The 14,455-nt window shown below is 66.0% G+C and carries 17 protein-coding genes; 11 read left to right on the top strand and 6 right to left on the bottom strand.

What is annotated here, in order from left to right; translation table 11 throughout:
* Positions 1-22: 22 nt before the first annotated feature.
* Genes coaE through WAB17_RS06095 form a run of 4 tightly spaced genes read right to left on the bottom strand, consistent with a single transcriptional unit; the run spans position 23 to position 2,893 of the window.
* Positions 23-622, bottom strand: coding sequence for a dephospho-CoA kinase (coaE, locus tag WAB17_RS06080; protein ID WP_435419120.1), 600 nt, complete (start codon positions 620-622; stop codon positions 23-25).
* Complete coding sequence (locus tag WAB17_RS06085; RefSeq protein ID WP_435419121.1) at positions 619-1,476, bottom strand: shikimate dehydrogenase family protein; 858 nt, start codon at positions 1,474-1,476, stop codon at positions 619-621. The genes coaE and WAB17_RS06085 overlap by 4 nt, the downstream gene beginning before the upstream one ends.
* Entirely contained in the window at positions 1,473-2,060 is a 588-nt protein-coding gene (locus tag WAB17_RS06090) for a Maf family protein (protein ID WP_435419122.1), read from the bottom strand. Before WAB17_RS06090 ends, WAB17_RS06085 begins: the two co-directional genes overlap by 4 nt.
* Positions 2,057-2,893, bottom strand: a complete 837-nt coding sequence (locus WAB17_RS06095; RefSeq protein ID WP_435419123.1) for a pyruvate, water dikinase regulatory protein — start codon at positions 2,891-2,893, stop codon at positions 2,057-2,059. The genes WAB17_RS06090 and WAB17_RS06095 overlap by 4 nt, the downstream gene beginning before the upstream one ends.
* A gap of 321 nt (positions 2,894-3,214) precedes the next feature.
* On the opposite strand from WAB17_RS06095, the gene hemE reads away from it, so the two are divergent.
* The 5 genes from hemE (at position 3,215) to WAB17_RS06120 (ending at position 7,157) form a co-directional block, all read left to right on the top strand.
* Positions 3,215-4,240, top strand: a complete 1,026-nt coding sequence (hemE, locus tag WAB17_RS06100; RefSeq protein ID WP_435419124.1) for a uroporphyrinogen decarboxylase — start codon at positions 3,215-3,217, stop codon at positions 4,238-4,240.
* Between the two features lie 22 nt (positions 4,241-4,262).
* The gene (locus WAB17_RS06105) at positions 4,263-4,706 is read left to right on the top strand and encodes a CopD family protein (protein WP_435419125.1); all 444 of its coding nucleotides are present in this window, start codon (positions 4,263-4,265) and stop codon (positions 4,704-4,706) included.
* A 173-nt stretch (positions 4,707-4,879) separates the two neighbouring features.
* Positions 4,880-6,145: a transcription termination factor Rho gene (gene rho / locus WAB17_RS06110; protein WP_435419126.1), complete on the top strand. Its 1,266-nt coding sequence runs from the start codon at positions 4,880-4,882 to the stop codon at positions 6,143-6,145.
* Between the two features lie 92 nt (positions 6,146-6,237).
* Positions 6,238-6,627, top strand: coding sequence for a BLUF domain-containing protein (locus WAB17_RS06115; protein WP_435419127.1), 390 nt, complete (start codon positions 6,238-6,240; stop codon positions 6,625-6,627).
* A gap of 2 nt (positions 6,628-6,629) precedes the next feature.
* Positions 6,630-7,157, top strand: coding sequence for an AAA family ATPase (locus tag WAB17_RS06120; RefSeq protein ID WP_435419128.1), 528 nt, complete (start codon positions 6,630-6,632; stop codon positions 7,155-7,157).
* On the opposite strand, the gene WAB17_RS06125 is transcribed toward WAB17_RS06120, so the two are convergent.
* Both WAB17_RS06125 and WAB17_RS06130 read right to left on the bottom strand, forming a co-directional pair.
* Complete coding sequence (locus WAB17_RS06125; RefSeq protein ID WP_435419129.1) at positions 7,154-7,558, bottom strand: nuclear transport factor 2 family protein; 405 nt, start codon at positions 7,556-7,558, stop codon at positions 7,154-7,156. The genes WAB17_RS06120 and WAB17_RS06125 overlap by 4 nt on opposite strands.
* 13 nt (positions 7,559-7,571) lie before the next feature.
* The gene (locus WAB17_RS06130) at positions 7,572-8,270 is read right to left on the bottom strand and encodes a dienelactone hydrolase family protein (RefSeq protein WP_435419130.1); all 699 of its coding nucleotides are present in this window, start codon (positions 8,268-8,270) and stop codon (positions 7,572-7,574) included.
* Positions 8,271-8,393: 123 nt separating this feature from the next.
* Here WAB17_RS06130 and WAB17_RS06135 point away from each other — a divergent pair, with 123 nt between their 5' ends.
* From WAB17_RS06135 to WAB17_RS06160, 6 genes are all read left to right on the top strand, one after another.
* The gene (locus WAB17_RS06135; protein ID WP_435419131.1) at positions 8,394-8,654 is read left to right on the top strand and encodes a DUF6489 family protein; all 261 of its coding nucleotides are present in this window, start codon (positions 8,394-8,396) and stop codon (positions 8,652-8,654) included.
* 23 nt (positions 8,655-8,677) lie between these two features.
* Positions 8,678-9,955, top strand: a complete 1,278-nt coding sequence (gene mnmE / locus WAB17_RS06140) for a tRNA uridine-5-carboxymethylaminomethyl(34) synthesis GTPase MnmE (protein ID WP_435419343.1) — start codon at positions 8,678-8,680, stop codon at positions 9,953-9,955.
* Positions 9,956-10,024: 69 nt separating this feature from the next.
* Positions 10,025-11,878: a tRNA uridine-5-carboxymethylaminomethyl(34) synthesis enzyme MnmG gene (gene mnmG, locus WAB17_RS06145; protein ID WP_435419132.1), complete on the top strand. Its 1,854-nt coding sequence runs from the start codon at positions 10,025-10,027 to the stop codon at positions 11,876-11,878.
* A complete protein-coding gene (gene rsmG / locus WAB17_RS06150) occupies positions 11,875-12,522 on the top strand; it encodes a 16S rRNA (guanine(527)-N(7))-methyltransferase RsmG (protein ID WP_435419133.1) in 648 nt (215 codons plus the stop codon). The genes mnmG and rsmG overlap by 4 nt, the downstream gene beginning before the upstream one ends.
* On the top strand, positions 12,519-13,295 hold the full coding sequence (locus WAB17_RS06155) for a ParA family protein (protein WP_435419134.1): 777 nt from the start codon (positions 12,519-12,521) through the stop codon (positions 13,293-13,295). Before rsmG ends, WAB17_RS06155 begins: the two co-directional genes overlap by 4 nt.
* On the top strand, positions 13,292-14,263 hold the full coding sequence (locus WAB17_RS06160) for a ParB/RepB/Spo0J family partition protein (protein WP_435419135.1): 972 nt from the start codon (positions 13,292-13,294) through the stop codon (positions 14,261-14,263). The genes WAB17_RS06155 and WAB17_RS06160 overlap by 4 nt, the downstream gene beginning before the upstream one ends.
* Positions 14,264-14,455 lie beyond the last annotated feature (192 nt).

Consider the following 14,455-nt stretch of genomic DNA (forward strand, 5'->3'; position numbering starts at 1 on the left):
GCGCGAGTCTGCAAGGCCTTGATTAGCCCTGCTGCCGCGTGAGCAGGGCTATGAGGGCGGCGACCTCGGCCCCGGTTTCCGCCAGCGAGCGGCCGGTGTCGATGACATGGTCGGCCCGGGCGCGCTTTTCGGCATCGGGCACCTGCAGCGAGAGGATGTGTTCGAATTTCTCTTTCGTCATGCCCGGCCGGGCGAGCACCCGGGCGCGCTGGTCCGCGGCAGGTGCGGACACGACCACGACCGTGTCGACCGCTTCGTGCCCGCCCTTTTCGAACAAGAGCGGTATATCGAACACCACCATCGGCCGGTCGGCGTTGTCGGCAAGGAAGCGCGCGCGTCTGCGCCCGACCGCCGGATGGATCAGCGCCTCCAGCCGGGCCAGCGCGGCCTTGTCGGCAAAGACTTTCGCACCGAGTTCCTCGCGCCTGACACCCCCCGGCCCGGTCGAGCCGGGAAAAGCGGCCTCGATGGCATCGATCAGCTCGCCTTCGGGGCCCTGCATGCCGCGCACTTCGGCATCGGCATCGAACACCGGCACGCCGGCCGCCTCGAACATGGCGGCGACGGTCGACTTGCCCATCCCGATCGAACCGGTCAGGCCGATGACGAGGGGGCGCTTCATACCATGAGCCTTTCGCGCAGCTCGGCATCACGATACCGCGGGGGAGCGAGGCCGAAGAATTTCTCGAACGCTTCCGCCGCCTGGCCGATCAGCATCGCCAGCCCGTCGACAGTCGCAAATCCGGCGGCATCGGCCCGGTCCAGCAAGGCTGTGCGGACCGGCGACGTCACGATGTCATAGACGATCGCGCCGGGCGGGGCATGCGACAGGTCGAAGGCCAGCGGCGGCTGGCCGGTCATGCCGAGGGGGGAGGTATTGACGACCAGGTCGAGCAGGCCCTCGCGGTCGTCGAAGGCGAAATCGGTCGGGCCGGAAAAATGGTCGAGCGGCGTCGCATGATGTTCGCCGCCGGGTGCAAGTTCGTCGAGCAATGCGCGCGCCTTGGCCGGATCGCGACCGGCGAGCACCAGGGTGAACCCCTCGCCTGCCAGCCCGGCAACGACGGCGCGGGCGGCACCGCCGGTGCCGAGGATCCGCGCCATGCGGAAGAGATGCGTCTGCCCGAGATGGTCGCGCAGCGGTTCGAGGAACCCGCCGACATCGGTGTTGTATCCGGTCAGCGAGCCGTCCGCCGCCCGCACCACGGTGTTGACCGCGCCGATTAGCGCCGCCAGCGGATCGAGCCTGTCGAGCAGCGGGATGATCGCCTGCTTGTGCGGCATGGTGACATTGCACCCGCGCCATTGCGTGTCTGCCCGTCGCCGCGCGAGATAATCCGCCAGTTCGCCCGCCGCGACGTGACAGGCGCGGTATCCGGCATCGAGCCCCAGCGTCTCGATCCAGAAGCCGTGGATCGCGGGCGACTTCGACTGCGCGATCGGATCGCCGATCACCTCTGCATAGGGCCTGCTCATTCAGGCAGCACTCCGCGAGTGCGCAGGGCTTCGAGCACCGCCAGCAGCGGCATGCCGAGGACAGTGAACTGGTCGCCGATGATGCGTTCGAACAGTTGGACGCCGCGCGCCTCGATCCGGAACACGCCCACGCAGCCGGCAACTTCGGGCCATTCGGCGTCGAGATAGCTTTCGATGAAGGAATCGGAGAGTTCGCGCACATGCAGCGTCGCAAGGCCGTGGTCGATCCAGGTGATCCGGCCGTCCACCGCCAGCGCCGCGGCGCTGTGCAGGCGCATGACCTTGCCGGAAAAGAACCGCAGGTGCTTGGCCGCCTGCTCGCGGCTCGCGGGCTTGTCGAAACGGCGGCCGTCGACCTCGACCAGGCTGTCGCTCCCCAGCACCAGCCGGTGCGGGTCGGCCTGCGATACGGCCACGGCCTTGGCCGCCGCCAGGGCCTGGGCGATTTCCTCGGGATCGGCCCCGTCCATCGCCGCTTCCAGCGCGCGCTCGTCGATATCCGCGGCGCGCGCTTCGAAGGGCACGCCCGCAGCTTCGAGCATGGCGCGGCGCGAGGCGCTCTTTGAGGCAAGCAGGAGTGTCATATCGGTCGTTCCTCGGGCTTGCTGTCGGCGTTGCGGTCGTTGTGCAGCTTGATGATGGCGGCGGCGGTTTCCTCGATCGAGCGCCGGGTCACATCGATCACCGGCCAGTTGTTGTCGGCGAACATCCGGCGGGCGAACTTCACCTCTTCCGCCACCCGGTCCATTTCGACATAGGCGGTCTCGGCGGTCTCGTTGAGCGTGAGCAGGCGGTTGCGGCGGACCTGGACCAGCCGTTCGGGCGCAGTGGTCAGGCCCACGACCATGGGGCGGCGCAACTGGAACAGCTTGGCCGGCGGCGGGCTTTCGATCACCAGTGGAATATTGGCGACCTTGTAGCCGCGGTTGGCGAGATAGATGCTGGTCGGGGTCTTGGAGGAACGCGACACGCCGGCAAGGACGATATCGGCCTCTTCCCAATTGTCCCACCCGACCCCGTCGTCATGGGCGATGGTGTACTGGATCGCCTCGACCCGCTTGAAATAGGCTTCGTCCATGCGGTGCTGGCGGCCGGGCCGGCCATGGGCTTCCTGCCCGAGCTGCACTTCGAGCGCCGCCGTCACCTCGTCCAGCGCATCGACCGCAGGCAGCGACAGCTGGCGGCAATGCTCGCGCAGGGCGGCACGGGTTTCGGCATTGACCAGGGTGAACAGCACCAGGCCCGGATTGGCCGTGAGTTCGGGAATGATCCTCTCGAGGTGCTGCTGCGAGCGGACCATCGGCCAGAAATGGCGCACGACATCGGCGTTCTCGAACTGCGCCAGGGCGGCCTTGGCGATCATTTCCAGCGTCTCGCCGGTGGAATCCGAGAGCAGGTGGAGATGGATGCGCTTCATGGTGCAGGGCTGGCCGGGCTGTGGAGAACCACCGGCATAAACCACGGGATGGATTGGCGGACAAGCAGGGCATGGGATTCCACCCCCGCTGTCCGCGATTCCGCCAAGCGGGATATGGACAGGTGGCGCGCCTTATCCGCAGGCTGGGGATATCGGGGAGAAGTTTGCTTTGACTCAAGGCCTGTGCGGAGTCGCGCTTGCGGTTGGGGGTGGCAAGCCCGGGAGAAATCGGGCAGGCAGGGCTTATGCCCGCTTTCCACAGGGCCAACTGACTCCATCATCCTTCTTATAAATATAATTACTGATTGGATTCCCGAACCGATGCCTGGTCTCCTGCTCGATACATTGCGCGGCACACGCGGCGAACGCGCCCCACTCTGGCTCATGCGGCAGGCAGGCCGGTACCTGCCGGAATATCGCGAATTGCGGGCCGAGAAGGGCGGTTTCCTCGAGCTCGTATACGACAGTCCGGCGGCCTGCGAGATCACCCTGCAGCCGATCCGTCGCTTCGGCTTCGACGGGGCGATCCTGTTTTCCGATATCCTCATCGTGCCGCACGCGATGGGCCAGAACCTGCAGTTCCTCGTCGGCGAAGGGCCGCACCTGTCGCCGAAGCTCGAGGACAGCGAGCTGGAAGGAATGGTCAGCGCGAAGCATCATCTCGACCCGATCTACGAGACCGTCCGGCTATGCCGGGCAGCGCTTAGGGAGGAAACGACCCTGCTCGGCTTTGCCGGAAGCCCCTGGACCGTCGCGACCTACATGGTGGCGGGCGAGGGCAGTCGCGACCAGCAGGCGGCGCGCAGCATGGCCTATACCGATCCTGGCAAGCTGCAGGCGATCGTTGATGCCATCGTCGACGTGACTGTCGAGTATCTCATTGGCCAGATCGATGCCGGCGCCGAAGGGGTGCAGCTGTTCGACAGCTGGGCCGGCAGCCTCGCGCCCGATCAGTTCGAACGCTGGGTCATCGCCCCCAATGCCCGTATCGTCGCCGCGCTCAAGGCGGCGCGGCCGGAGGTGCCGGTTATCGGCTTTCCCAAGGGCGCCGGGGCCAAGCTGCCGGCCTATGCGACGGAAACGGGCGTCGATGCCATGGCACTCGACGAGACGATCGATCCGGTCTGGGCCGACCGCGTGCTGCCCGAAGGGATGCCGGTACAAGGCAATCTCGATCCGCTGCTGATCCTCGCCGGCGGCGAGCAGCTCTCGCGGCGGGCCGAATTCATCCTGGAAAGCCTGAAGGCCCGCCCCCATGTGTTCAATCTCGGCCACGGGATCGACCGGCACACGCCGATCGCCCATGTCGAGCAACTGGTGGCGACGGTGCGCAATTGGCAGGGATGAGCCGGACGGCTAAAGGGGCAGCATGCAAGAATTCCTCGCGATGACCTATTACTGGCTCAAGGCCGGGCATGTCATTTTCATGATTTTCTGGATGGCCGGCCTGTTCATCCTGCCGCGCCAGATGGTGTACATGCATTCCAGCGCCGCGGGATCGGAGGAGGAAGCCCTGTGGGCCGAACGGACCCGGACCCTGTCGAAGGTTATCCTCGTGCCCAGCATCGTGCTGGTGTGGGTGCTCGGCCTCGCGCTGGCTGTCAGCATCGGGGCGTTCTCGCAAGGCTGGTTCCATGCCAAGCTGCTGCTGGTGGTGATCCTCAGCGGCTATCACGGCTGGATGAGCGCGACGGCGAAGAAAATGGCCCGCGGCGAACGGCCGTTGGCGGAGCGGCAGCTGCGGCTGCTGAACGAAGTGCCGGCGCTGATCGCGATCGTCGTGGTCATCCTGGTCATCGTGAAGCCGTTCTGAGCGGCAGTCGGACCGCTCGATTCCCCGATTGACGCGCGTCGGCCCCATCCGTATCTGCTAGGGCCACTGGCCCGGGCACGCCGCGTCCACGACGCGTTGGCCCCGTCTCGCTTTCTCCAAGCCCGATAAGACCGGCCGGCCGAACTCTCATATTTCCCCCAAGGGACACGATTATGCATCTCAGAGACCTCAAAGCGAAAACCCCGGCCGAGCTCGTCTCGATGGCCGAGGAACTCGGTGTCGAAGGCGCGTCGACCATGCGCCGGCAGGACCTGCTGTTCAGCATCCTGCGCGAATTGGCCGAGGACGAGGAGTACGACGAACAGATCATGGGCATCGGCACCATCGAGGTGCTGCAGGACGGCTTCGGCTTCCTGCGCAGCCCTGAGGCGAACTACCTCGCCGGGCCCGACGACATCTACGTCAGCCCGAACCAGGTCCGCAAATGGGGCCTGCGCACCGGCGACACCGTCGAAGGCGAGATCCGCGCCCCGCGCGAAGGCGAGCGGTATTTCGCGCTCACCAGCCTCAAGGCGGTCAATTTCGACGATCCCGACGCGGTGCGGCTGCGGACCAATTTCGACAACCTCACCCCGCTCTATCCCGACAGCAAGCTGATCCTCGACACGGTCGACCCGACGGTGAAGGACAAGAGCGCACGGGTGATCGACATCATCTCGCCGCAGGGCAAGGGCCAGCGTGCGCTGATCGTCGCCCCGCCGCGCACCGGCAAGACCGTGCTGCTGCAGAACATCGCCAAGGCGATCACCGACAATCACCCGGAAGTGTTCCTGCTGGTTCTGCTGGTGGACGAACGGCCCGAGGAAGTCACCGACATGCAGCGCAGCGTGAAGGGCGAGGTGATCTCCTCGACCTTCGACGAGCCGGCGCAGCGCCACGTCCAGGTCGCCGAAATGGTGATCGAGAAGGCCAAGCGGCTGGTCGAGCACAAGCGCGATGTGGTGATCCTGCTCGATTCGATCACCCGCCTCGGCCGCGCCTACAACACCGTGGTGCCCAGTTCGGGCAAGGTGCTGACCGGCGGTGTCGATGCCAACGCCCTGCAGCGCCCCAAGCGCTTCTTCGGCGCCGCCCGCAATATCGAGGAAGGCGGTTCGCTGTCCATCATCGCCACCGCGCTGATCGATACCGGCAGCCGCATGGACGAGGTGATCTTCGAAGAGTTCAAGGGCACCGGTAACTCGGAAATCGTGCTCGACCGCAAGGTCGCCGACAAGCGCATCTTCCCCGCGCTCGACGTGGGCAAGAGCGGCACCCGCAAGGAAGAGCTGCTGGTCGAGAAGGACAAGCTTTCCAAGATGTGGGTGCTGCGCCGCATCCTCATGCAGATGGGCACGGTCGACGCGATGGAGTTCCTCCTCGACAAGATGAAGGATTCCAAGACCAACGAGGACTTCTTCGACACAATGAACCAGTAGGGTTGCCTTGGACAGGATCAATCAGCCTATTGATATCGGGTGATTTTCCGCATAGGCGGCGCTGATCGATTGCTCGGGGGAGGGTAGTGACCATGCGACAATACGTCTACATCAGCACCGCCGAGCACCTCGATCCGGGCGACGTGTCCGCGATCCTCGAATCGTGCCAGCGCAACAATGCCGCACGCAATGTGACCGGGCTGCTGCTCTACAACGGACGCAATTTCCTGCAATTGCTCGAAGGCGAGGGCGACGACCTGCATTGGATCATGCGCCGGATCACGTCGGACGGCAGGCATCATGGCATCTCGCGCTTGTATGACGAGCCTGCCGCAGAGCGGGCGTGCCCCGACTGGCTGATGAAGCGCATTGCGCTTGGCGACCCGGGTGAGGCGCGGCGCGCCCGTCTCGAGGAGGAACTGCCTGCGGGCCTCGACCCGCTCGTGCGGCGGATCATTCTCAACTTCGCATTGCTGAACTGACCGTGCCTGCCAACCGGTTCGCCGTGCTGACCGGTGCACCGGGGGCAGGCAAGACCGCCTTGCTGGAGGCTGCCGCGGAGGCAGGCTGGCCGACATCGCCTGAAGTTGCCCGGGCCCTGCTGCGCGAGCCGGGCGGGATGGCCTTGCGGGCGGACGATCCGCTGGGATTCGCCGAAGCGATGACCGAGGCCCATGTCTGCGAGTTCGAGCGTTTTGCCGGGCACGGCGGGGTCGTGCTGTTCGACCGGGGCCTGCCCGACGTGGCCGGATTCCTCGACGTGTCGGGCCTGCCGGTTCCAGCCGCTATCGACCGGGCCTGCAGGGAGTTCCGCTATGGCGGGCCGATATTCCGCGCACCCGCCTGGGCGGGGATCTACCGGCAGGACAGCGAACGTATCCAGGACTGGGACGCTGCGGTCGCCAGCGACCGGGCAGTGACGGCAGCGTGGCGGCGCTACGGCTACGACCCGGTCGACCTTCCCCAGCTGCCGGTCGGCGAGAGGTTCGCCTTCGTCACGGCGATGCTCTAGCCCTTTGCCGCGGCGAGCTGCGCCGCCATCTGCTCCCACACCTTGTTCACCGCCTTCAGCGGCCGCACCATCACCTTGAAATCGACGATCATGCCGTCCTCGTCGAAGCTCATGAGGTCGATCCCGTTGACGTGGATTCCGTCCATGGTGGTGGTGAATTCGAGCAGCGCATGGTTGCCGTCGGCCATCTCGCGGACATAGCGGAAGTCGCCTTGCCCCAGGGTATTTGCCGCCGCCATCAGATAGGCGGTGACAATCGGCCGGCCGCGCTGCGGGGTATGGACCACCGGCGAGTGAAACACGCAGTCCTCGTGCAGCACCTGCGCGAGGCCGTCGGCAGAGCCTTCGCGGTTGGCCATGTAGTCGTGCCATTTGGCAAGGCCGGGATTGGTGCTGCTCATTGCGGGGTCCTCCTCAGGCCAGGTGTTCTGCGAAAAAGGCGTCGGTGCGCGAATCGGCCAGCTGTGCGCCAGCCTCGTCCCGGCGATTGCCGAACTGAGTCGCGAAACCGTGGTCGAGGCCTTCGTAATCGTGGAGCGTCACCCGCGGATGATCGTCCAGCCCCTCGTGCATGGCTTTCTGCGCCTCGGCATCGACGAAGCCGTCTGCGGTCGGGATGTGCAGCATCAGCGGGTTGGCGATCGCATGGGCCTCGCGCAGCATATCGGGCACGCCGACCGCGTAATATCCGACCGAGGCATCGGCATCGGTGCGCGCCGCGGTCATATAGGCGAGCTTGCCGCCGAGGCAGTAACCGACCGCGCCGACCTTCTTGCCGCCGGTTTCCTCGCGCGCCCACTTGATGGTCGATTCGATGTCCTTGATCCCGTCGTCGGGATTGAACCTGCCAAAGTAATCAAAGGCTTGCTGCAATTCCTCGGGCACGTCGGGATCGAGCTCGATATCGTCGCCCAGCATCCAGAACAGGTCCGGCGCGACGGCGAGGTAGCCTTGCCCCGCCAGCAGGTCGCACTTCTGCCGGATCCCCGGGTTCACCCCGAAAATCTCCTGAATCACGACGATCGCCGCCTTGGGTTCACCGGCGGGCCTCGCGACATAGGCCTTGAAGCTGTGCTCGCCATAGTGCGAGGCGATGGTGGCGTATTCGGACATGGGGGGCTCTCCTGGCGTTGACTCGTTGCGCGATGGCCTATCGCTTGCACAGGCGGCTTGGCAAATCCAATTCGTGGCCCAAATAGGATAGGCGCACAGGCGCGACTCGCGGGAGGAATGGCCATGAAGGTGAATATCGAGATCGACTGCACGCCCGAAGAGGCGCGGAGCTTCATGGGCCTGCCCGACGTCAGCAAGGCCAACAGCGTCTATGTCGACACGATGGCCAAGGCGATGAAGGGTGTGACCAACCCCGACCAGCTTCAGGAAATGGCGAAAGCCATGGCGCCGATGGGGCAGGTAGGCCTGAAGATGTTCCAGAACTTCGTCGAAGGCAGCATGGCCGCCAGCGCCATGCGCAATGCCAAGAAGGACGACGACTGAGCCACCGGTTCCACGTGGAACAGATAGCCGAGACGATTGTCGCGCTGTCGAGCGGGGCGCCGCCTGCCGCCATAGCCGTGGTCCGCGTAAGCGGGAGCGGCGCGGCTGCGGCCCTGGAAACGCTCTGCGGCCGGCTTCCCGAAGCACGTCGCGCCAGTCTGCGGACCTTGCGCGATGCGGCAGGCGCCATCCTGGACGAGGCCCTGGTACTCTGGCTGCCCGGCCCGCACAACGCGACCGGCGAGGATTGTGCGGAATTCCATTGCCACGGGGGCAGGGCCGTCGTCGCCGCGGTCGAACGGGCCTTGCTCGCCATGCCGGGACTGCGCCGTGCGGAACCGGGCGAGTTTACCCGCCGCGCTTTCGCCAATGGCCGCATGGACCTCGCCGAGGCCGAGGGACTGGCCGACCTGCTGTTTGCCGAGACCGAGTTGCAGCGGCAGGTGCTGCAGGCAGCGGCAGGCGGCACGCTGTCCGCGCAGTTCGAAGACTGGCGCTCGCGTCTGCTCGGGCTGGCGGCGCAGGTCGAGGCCGCACTCGATTTCGACGATGAGGACGACGTGGGCGGGTTGAATGCCGCCTTCTTCCATGCCGTGGGCACTCTCCGCGACGACATCGCGGGCTGGCTGGCGCGTCCCCGGGTAGAACGCTTGCGCGACGGCGTGCGGGTTGTTCTCGCGGGCCCGCCAAACGCTGGCAAATCCACTCTTTTCAATGCGTTGCTGAGAAACGAGGCGGCCATCACGTCGCCCATAGCGGGCACTACGCGCGATATCCTGGAGCGGCCGGTGGCGCTCGCCGGCATACCCTTCACCCTCGTCGATACCGCCGGCATCCACGAGGGCGGCAACGATGCGATCGAGGCCATCGGGATCGACCGCGCCCGCGCCGCGCTGGAGCAGGCCGACATCGTGCTGTGGCTGGGGCCGGAGGGCGAGGGACCGGGCGGGGCGTGGGAAATCGAGCCCATGGCCGACGATCCGGCGCATCCGGCAAAGCGAGATCCGAAAGCGACGCTGTCGGCAAGGACCGGACAAGGCGTCGACCACCTGGTCGAGATGCTGGTCGAGACTGCAAGGCAGTTGCTTCCCAGACCCGGCGAGGCGGCGATCAACAACCGCCAGCATGCCCTTCTGGCGGAGGCGCGCGAATCACTCGACGGGATCGACCGGGATCTCGACCTTCTGGTCGCGGCAGAACGCCTGCGCGCGGCCCGCGTAGCCTTCGACCGCCTGATCGGCCGCGCCACGACCGAGGATATGCTCGACGCGCTGTTCGGACGATTCTGCATCGGGAAGTAGTCCCGCCGGGCGGATGTTCCACGTGAAACAGGGTGGCGACCAGAGGCGCTAGCCTGTATGGGGCGCCGCATGCACACCTACGACATCATCGTGGTCGGCGGCGGACATGCCGGCGTCGAGGCGGCCTGCGTCGCTGCACGGATGGGTGTGCGCACGGCATTGGTCAGCTTCGAGCCCGGCAAGATCGGGGCGATGAGCTGTAATCCGGCCATCGGCGGGCTGGGCAAGGGCCATCTGGTGCGCGAGGTCGATGCCTTCGACGGGGTGATCGCGCGGGCGGCCGACGCGGCGGCGATCCATTACCGGATGCTCAACCGTTCCAAGGGCAGCGCCGTGTGGGGGCCGCGGGTGCAGGCCGACCGTAGGCTGTTCCAGGCAGCGGTGCAGGCGATTGTCGCGGCGGAACCCAATCTTACTGTCGTTGCGGGCGAGGCGGCGGCGCTGCGCTTCTCGGGCGGCCGGGTCACGGGAATCGAGCTCGGCGACGGTGCGTCGCTCGAAGCGGAGGCCGTGATCCTGTGTACCGGCACGTTTCTCGGCGGCCGACTGTTTCGCGGCGAGGAACGGCTGACCGGGGGGCGGATCGGCGAGAGCGCTGCATCGCGCCTGGCCGGGCAGATGTATGCGCTGGATCTACCGATGGCGCGCCTCAAGACGGGCACGCCGCCGCGGCTCGACGGACGGACCATCGACTGGGCCGCGCTCGAGGAGCAGCCTTCGGACGGGGAAGGGTGGACCATGTCGGCCATCACCCCGCGCCGGACCAATCCGGAGGTATTCTGCGCCATTACCCGCACCAACGCGCGGGCGCATGACATCATCCGCGCCAATCTCGACCGTTCGCCGCTGTTCTCGGGCGCGATCGGGGCGGCGGGGCCGCGCTATTGCCCCTCTATCGAGGACAAGATCCACCGCTTCGGCGACCGCGACGGGCACCAGGTCTTCCTGGAACCCGAGGGGCTGGGTACGCATCTGGTCTACCCCAACGGCATCAGCACCTCGCTGCCGACGGATGTGCAGCTCGGTATGCTCCGGGCGATGGACGGCCTGTCCCACGTGGAAATGGTCGTGCCCGGCTATGCCGTGGAATATGACCATATCGATCCGCGCGCGCTCACCAGCGGGCTGGAGCTGAAGGATGTCCGCGGGCTCTATTGCGCGGGGCAGATCAACGGCACCACGGGCTATGAAGAAGCGGCGGCGCAGGGCCTGGTGGCGGGGATTCACGCCGCCTGCGCGGTGCAGGGGCGGGCGGCACCCGCGCTCGACCGGGCCAACAGCTACATGGCGGTCATGGTCGACGACCTGACGCTGCAGGGCGTCACGGAGCCCTATCGCATGCTGACCTCGCGCGCGGAATACCGCCTGCGGCTGCGCGCCAACAACGCGTCGACGCGGCTCACGCCGCTGGCATTGGAACTGGGCTGCGTGCGCGAAGAGCGGCGGCGCTGGTTCGGGGAACGGCAGGCGCAGCGTGCGGAGATCGATCGGGCGCTCGATGCGACCGCCAGTGCGAACGACATGAACGCGCTCGGCCACAGCGTGAAGGTCGACGCCGGGCGCATGACGCTGCGAGACTGGCTGCGCTTTCCCGAGATTACCCTCGGCTCGCTCGCTCCGCTGCTGCCCGGATTGCCCGGCGACACCGAACTGGTGAGCGAGATCGAGGAAGAGGCGGCCTATGCCCCTTATCTGGCGCGGCAGGAGGCGGAACTGCGTGAATTGCGCGCGAACGAATCGGTGGCGCTCGCACCCGACTTTGCCTTCGCCGAGGTGCCGGGACTGTCGAACGAGATGATCGAACGCCTGTCGCAAGCGCGGCCGGAGACGCTCGCAGCCGCAGGGCGTGTGCCCGGCGTGACGCCTGCCGCCCTGGCCGTGGTGCTCGTCCATGCCCGCAAACTGGGGCGCAAGGCGGCGTGATTGCCAGCGAACAGGAGGCGCGCGAATTTGTCGCGCAACGCTGCGACGACGCTGCGATGGAACGACTCGAGTGGCTCATCGTCGCGCTGCGGGAGGAAAACCAGCGCCAGAACCTCGTTTCGACGGCTTCGCTCGACCATGTCTGGCAACGGCACATTGCCGATAGCGCGCAATTGCTAGACCATGTTCCACGTGGAACATTGGACGGGCAGCTCTGGATGGACCTGGGGGCAGGTGCGGGCTTCCCGGGGCTCGTGATCGCGGCGATGTGCCCGGAAGTGCGCGTCCTGCTGGTCGAATCGCGCAAGAGGCGCATCGAATGGCTGGAGGCGATGATCGCGAGGCTGGTGCTTTCGGATTGTTCTGTCGCCGGCACGCGGCTGGAGATGCTCGAAGGCCCGCCGGCGCGTGTCATATCGGCACGGGCCTTTGCGCCGCTCGATAAACTCCTGCGCTTGTCCGCAAGGTTTTCCACCGCCGACACCTTATGGGTCTTGCCCAAGGGGCGGTCCGCCGCGCTAGAATTGCAGGGAGTGAGCGGGAAGTGGCAAAGACTGTTCCACGTGGAACAATCGGCAACCGATCCCGAGGCGGCCATCCTGGTCGGGCACGGCACAGTCAAAGGGAAGGGCGCAGCACAATGATCGTCATCGCGGTCGCCAACCAGAAGGGCGGGGTCGGCAAAACCACCACGGCGATCAATATCGCCACGGCCATGGCTGCAACCGGCTGGAAAACCCTGCTGATCGACCTCGATCCGCAAGGCAATGCCTCCACCGGACTGGGCGTCGGTGCCGCCGACCGCGAAATGTCGAGCTATGATCTCCTCGTCGACAATACCCCTGTCGGCGAATGTATTTCATCAACCAGCATCCCCGGCCTCGATATCGTGCCCGCAACCCAGGATCTCAGCGGCGCGGAAGTCGAGCTGGTTTCGATCGAAGATCGCACCGACCGCCTGCGCCAGGCGCTGGCGGATTACGGCGAACACCAGATCTGTTTCATCGACTGCCCGCCATCGCTCGGCCTGTTGACGCTAAATGCGCTCAGCGCCGCCGACACGCTGCTGGTGCCGCTGCAATGCGAATTCTTCGCGCTCGAAGGCCTGAGCCAGTTGCTGCAGACGGTGGAGCGCGTGCAACAGCGCTTCAACCCCGATCTCGGCATCATCGGCGTGGCACTGACGATGTTCGACCGGCGCAACCGCCTGACCGACCAGGTCGCGGACGATGTCAGGGACTGCCTCGGAGAACTGGTTTTTCAATCGGTTATCCCGCGCAATGTGCGCCTGTCGGAAGCGCCGAGCCACGGGTTGCCGGCGCTGGTCTACGACCACTCCTGCGCCGGTAGCCGCGCCTACATGGCCTTGGCGCGGGAACTGATCGGTCGCCTTCCCGAGCAGAGGAAAGCAGCATGAGTGACCGCCCGACCGATCCGATCCGCATTACCGCCCCGCGTCCGGCGGATGCCAAGAAACGCCTGGGTCGCGGGCTGGGCGCGCTGATGGGCGAAACCCGGCGCGAAGAGCCGCTGGTAACCTCTGTCGCCGCAGCCGACGACGCGACTGCCCCGGCACCGGTGCCCGCAAGCGGGCTGGCGACAATCCCGGTTTCCAGGATTACGCCGCTTCCCGGGCAGCCGCGCACCCGTTTCGACGAGGATGCCCTTTCCGAGCTCGCCGCATCGATCGAGGCGCGCGGCGTGATCCAGCCCATCATCGTGCGTCCCAAGGGCGAGGGCACCTACCAGCTCGTCGCGGGGGAGCGGCGCTGGCGTGCGGCGCAGAAGGCGCGCCTCCACCAGATCCCGGCCATCGTCCGCGAACTGGACGACCGCGAGGTCATGGCTCTCGCGCTGATCGAGAATATCCAGCGTGAGGACCTCAACCCGATCGAGGAAGCGCGCGCATACCACCGGCTGTCGGAAGTCGAGGGCATGAGCCAGGTCGAAATTTCCCGGCTGGTCGACAAATCCCGCAGCCACGTCGCGAACCTCCAGCGCCTGCTTTCGCTCCCGGCCGACGTGCTCGCAATGGTCGAGGAAGGCGCCCTGTCGATGGGTCACGCCCGCGCTCTCGTAGGCCATGAGGAGGCGAGCAGTCTCGCCCGCGAGGCGGTGGCGCAGAAGATGTCGGTGCGCGACATCGAAAAGCGGGTCCGCCAGGGCAGCAGCCGCGCAACCGTGCGCAAGCGCACCGCTGCCAGCAGCGATCCGATGAAGGATGCCGATATCGCCGCTGTGCAGGGCCATCTCGAGGATTTTCTCGGCCTGCCGGTCAAGATCAAGACCGATCCCGATCCCCGTTCCGGCGTCGTCACGATCCGCTATCGCACCTTGGATCAACTCGATCTGATCTGCCAGCGGCTTACCGGGGGCGATATTTGATAGATAATTCAGATATTTGACTTGCTCCATGGCAATGCTGGATACGGTCTAAGGCCAGCACGAAATCCCTCGGAAACTAACCCCAAGTTAACCATGTCGCGCTAGTCCGGACCCTCGCAAAGTCCGCAGGGTCCGCTGACCCCGGGCCGATAGCTGGTAGCGGGTTGGGGATGATGGGGAATGCTGATCACG

The sequence above is a fragment of the Parerythrobacter aurantius genome (assembly GCF_045291475.1).
Taxonomy (GTDB): Bacteria; Pseudomonadota; Alphaproteobacteria; order Sphingomonadales; family Sphingomonadaceae; genus Parerythrobacter; species Parerythrobacter aurantius.

What these genes read in the sequence shown, in the direction of transcription:
- coaE (WP_435419120.1), bottom strand. Translation starts at nt 622, where the DNA reads ATGAAGCGCCCCCTCGTCATCGGCCTGACCGGTTCGATCGGGATGGGC.
- WAB17_RS06160 (WP_435419135.1), top strand. Translation starts at nt 13,292, where the DNA reads ATGAGTGACCGCCCGACCGATCCGATCCGCATTACCGCCCCGCGTCCG.
- WAB17_RS06095 (WP_435419123.1), bottom strand. Translation starts at nt 2,893, where the DNA reads ATGAAGCGCATCCATCTCCACCTGCTCTCGGATTCCACCGGCGAGACG.
- WAB17_RS06115 (WP_435419127.1), top strand. Translation starts at nt 6,238, where the DNA reads ATGCGACAATACGTCTACATCAGCACCGCCGAGCACCTCGATCCGGGC.
- rho (WP_435419126.1), top strand. Translation starts at nt 4,880, where the DNA reads ATGCATCTCAGAGACCTCAAAGCGAAAACCCCGGCCGAGCTCGTCTCG.
- WAB17_RS06130 (WP_435419130.1), bottom strand. Translation starts at nt 8,270, where the DNA reads ATGTCCGAATACGCCACCATCGCCTCGCACTATGGCGAGCACAGCTTC.
- WAB17_RS06090 (WP_435419122.1), bottom strand. Translation starts at nt 2,060, where the DNA reads ATGACACTCCTGCTTGCCTCAAAGAGCGCCTCGCGCCGCGCCATGCTC.
- WAB17_RS06085 (WP_435419121.1), bottom strand. Translation starts at nt 1,476, where the DNA reads ATGAGCAGGCCCTATGCAGAGGTGATCGGCGATCCGATCGCGCAGTCG.
- mnmG (WP_435419132.1), top strand. Translation starts at nt 10,025, where the DNA reads ATGCACACCTACGACATCATCGTGGTCGGCGGCGGACATGCCGGCGTC.
- WAB17_RS06125 (WP_435419129.1), bottom strand. Translation starts at nt 7,558, where the DNA reads ATGAGCAGCACCAATCCCGGCCTTGCCAAATGGCACGACTACATGGCC.
- WAB17_RS06105 (WP_435419125.1), top strand. Translation starts at nt 4,263, where the DNA reads ATGCAAGAATTCCTCGCGATGACCTATTACTGGCTCAAGGCCGGGCAT.
- WAB17_RS06135 (WP_435419131.1), top strand. Translation starts at nt 8,394, where the DNA reads ATGAAGGTGAATATCGAGATCGACTGCACGCCCGAAGAGGCGCGGAGC.
- WAB17_RS06155 (WP_435419134.1), top strand. Translation starts at nt 12,519, where the DNA reads ATGATCGTCATCGCGGTCGCCAACCAGAAGGGCGGGGTCGGCAAAACC.
- hemE (WP_435419124.1), top strand. Translation starts at nt 3,215, where the DNA reads ATGCCTGGTCTCCTGCTCGATACATTGCGCGGCACACGCGGCGAACGC.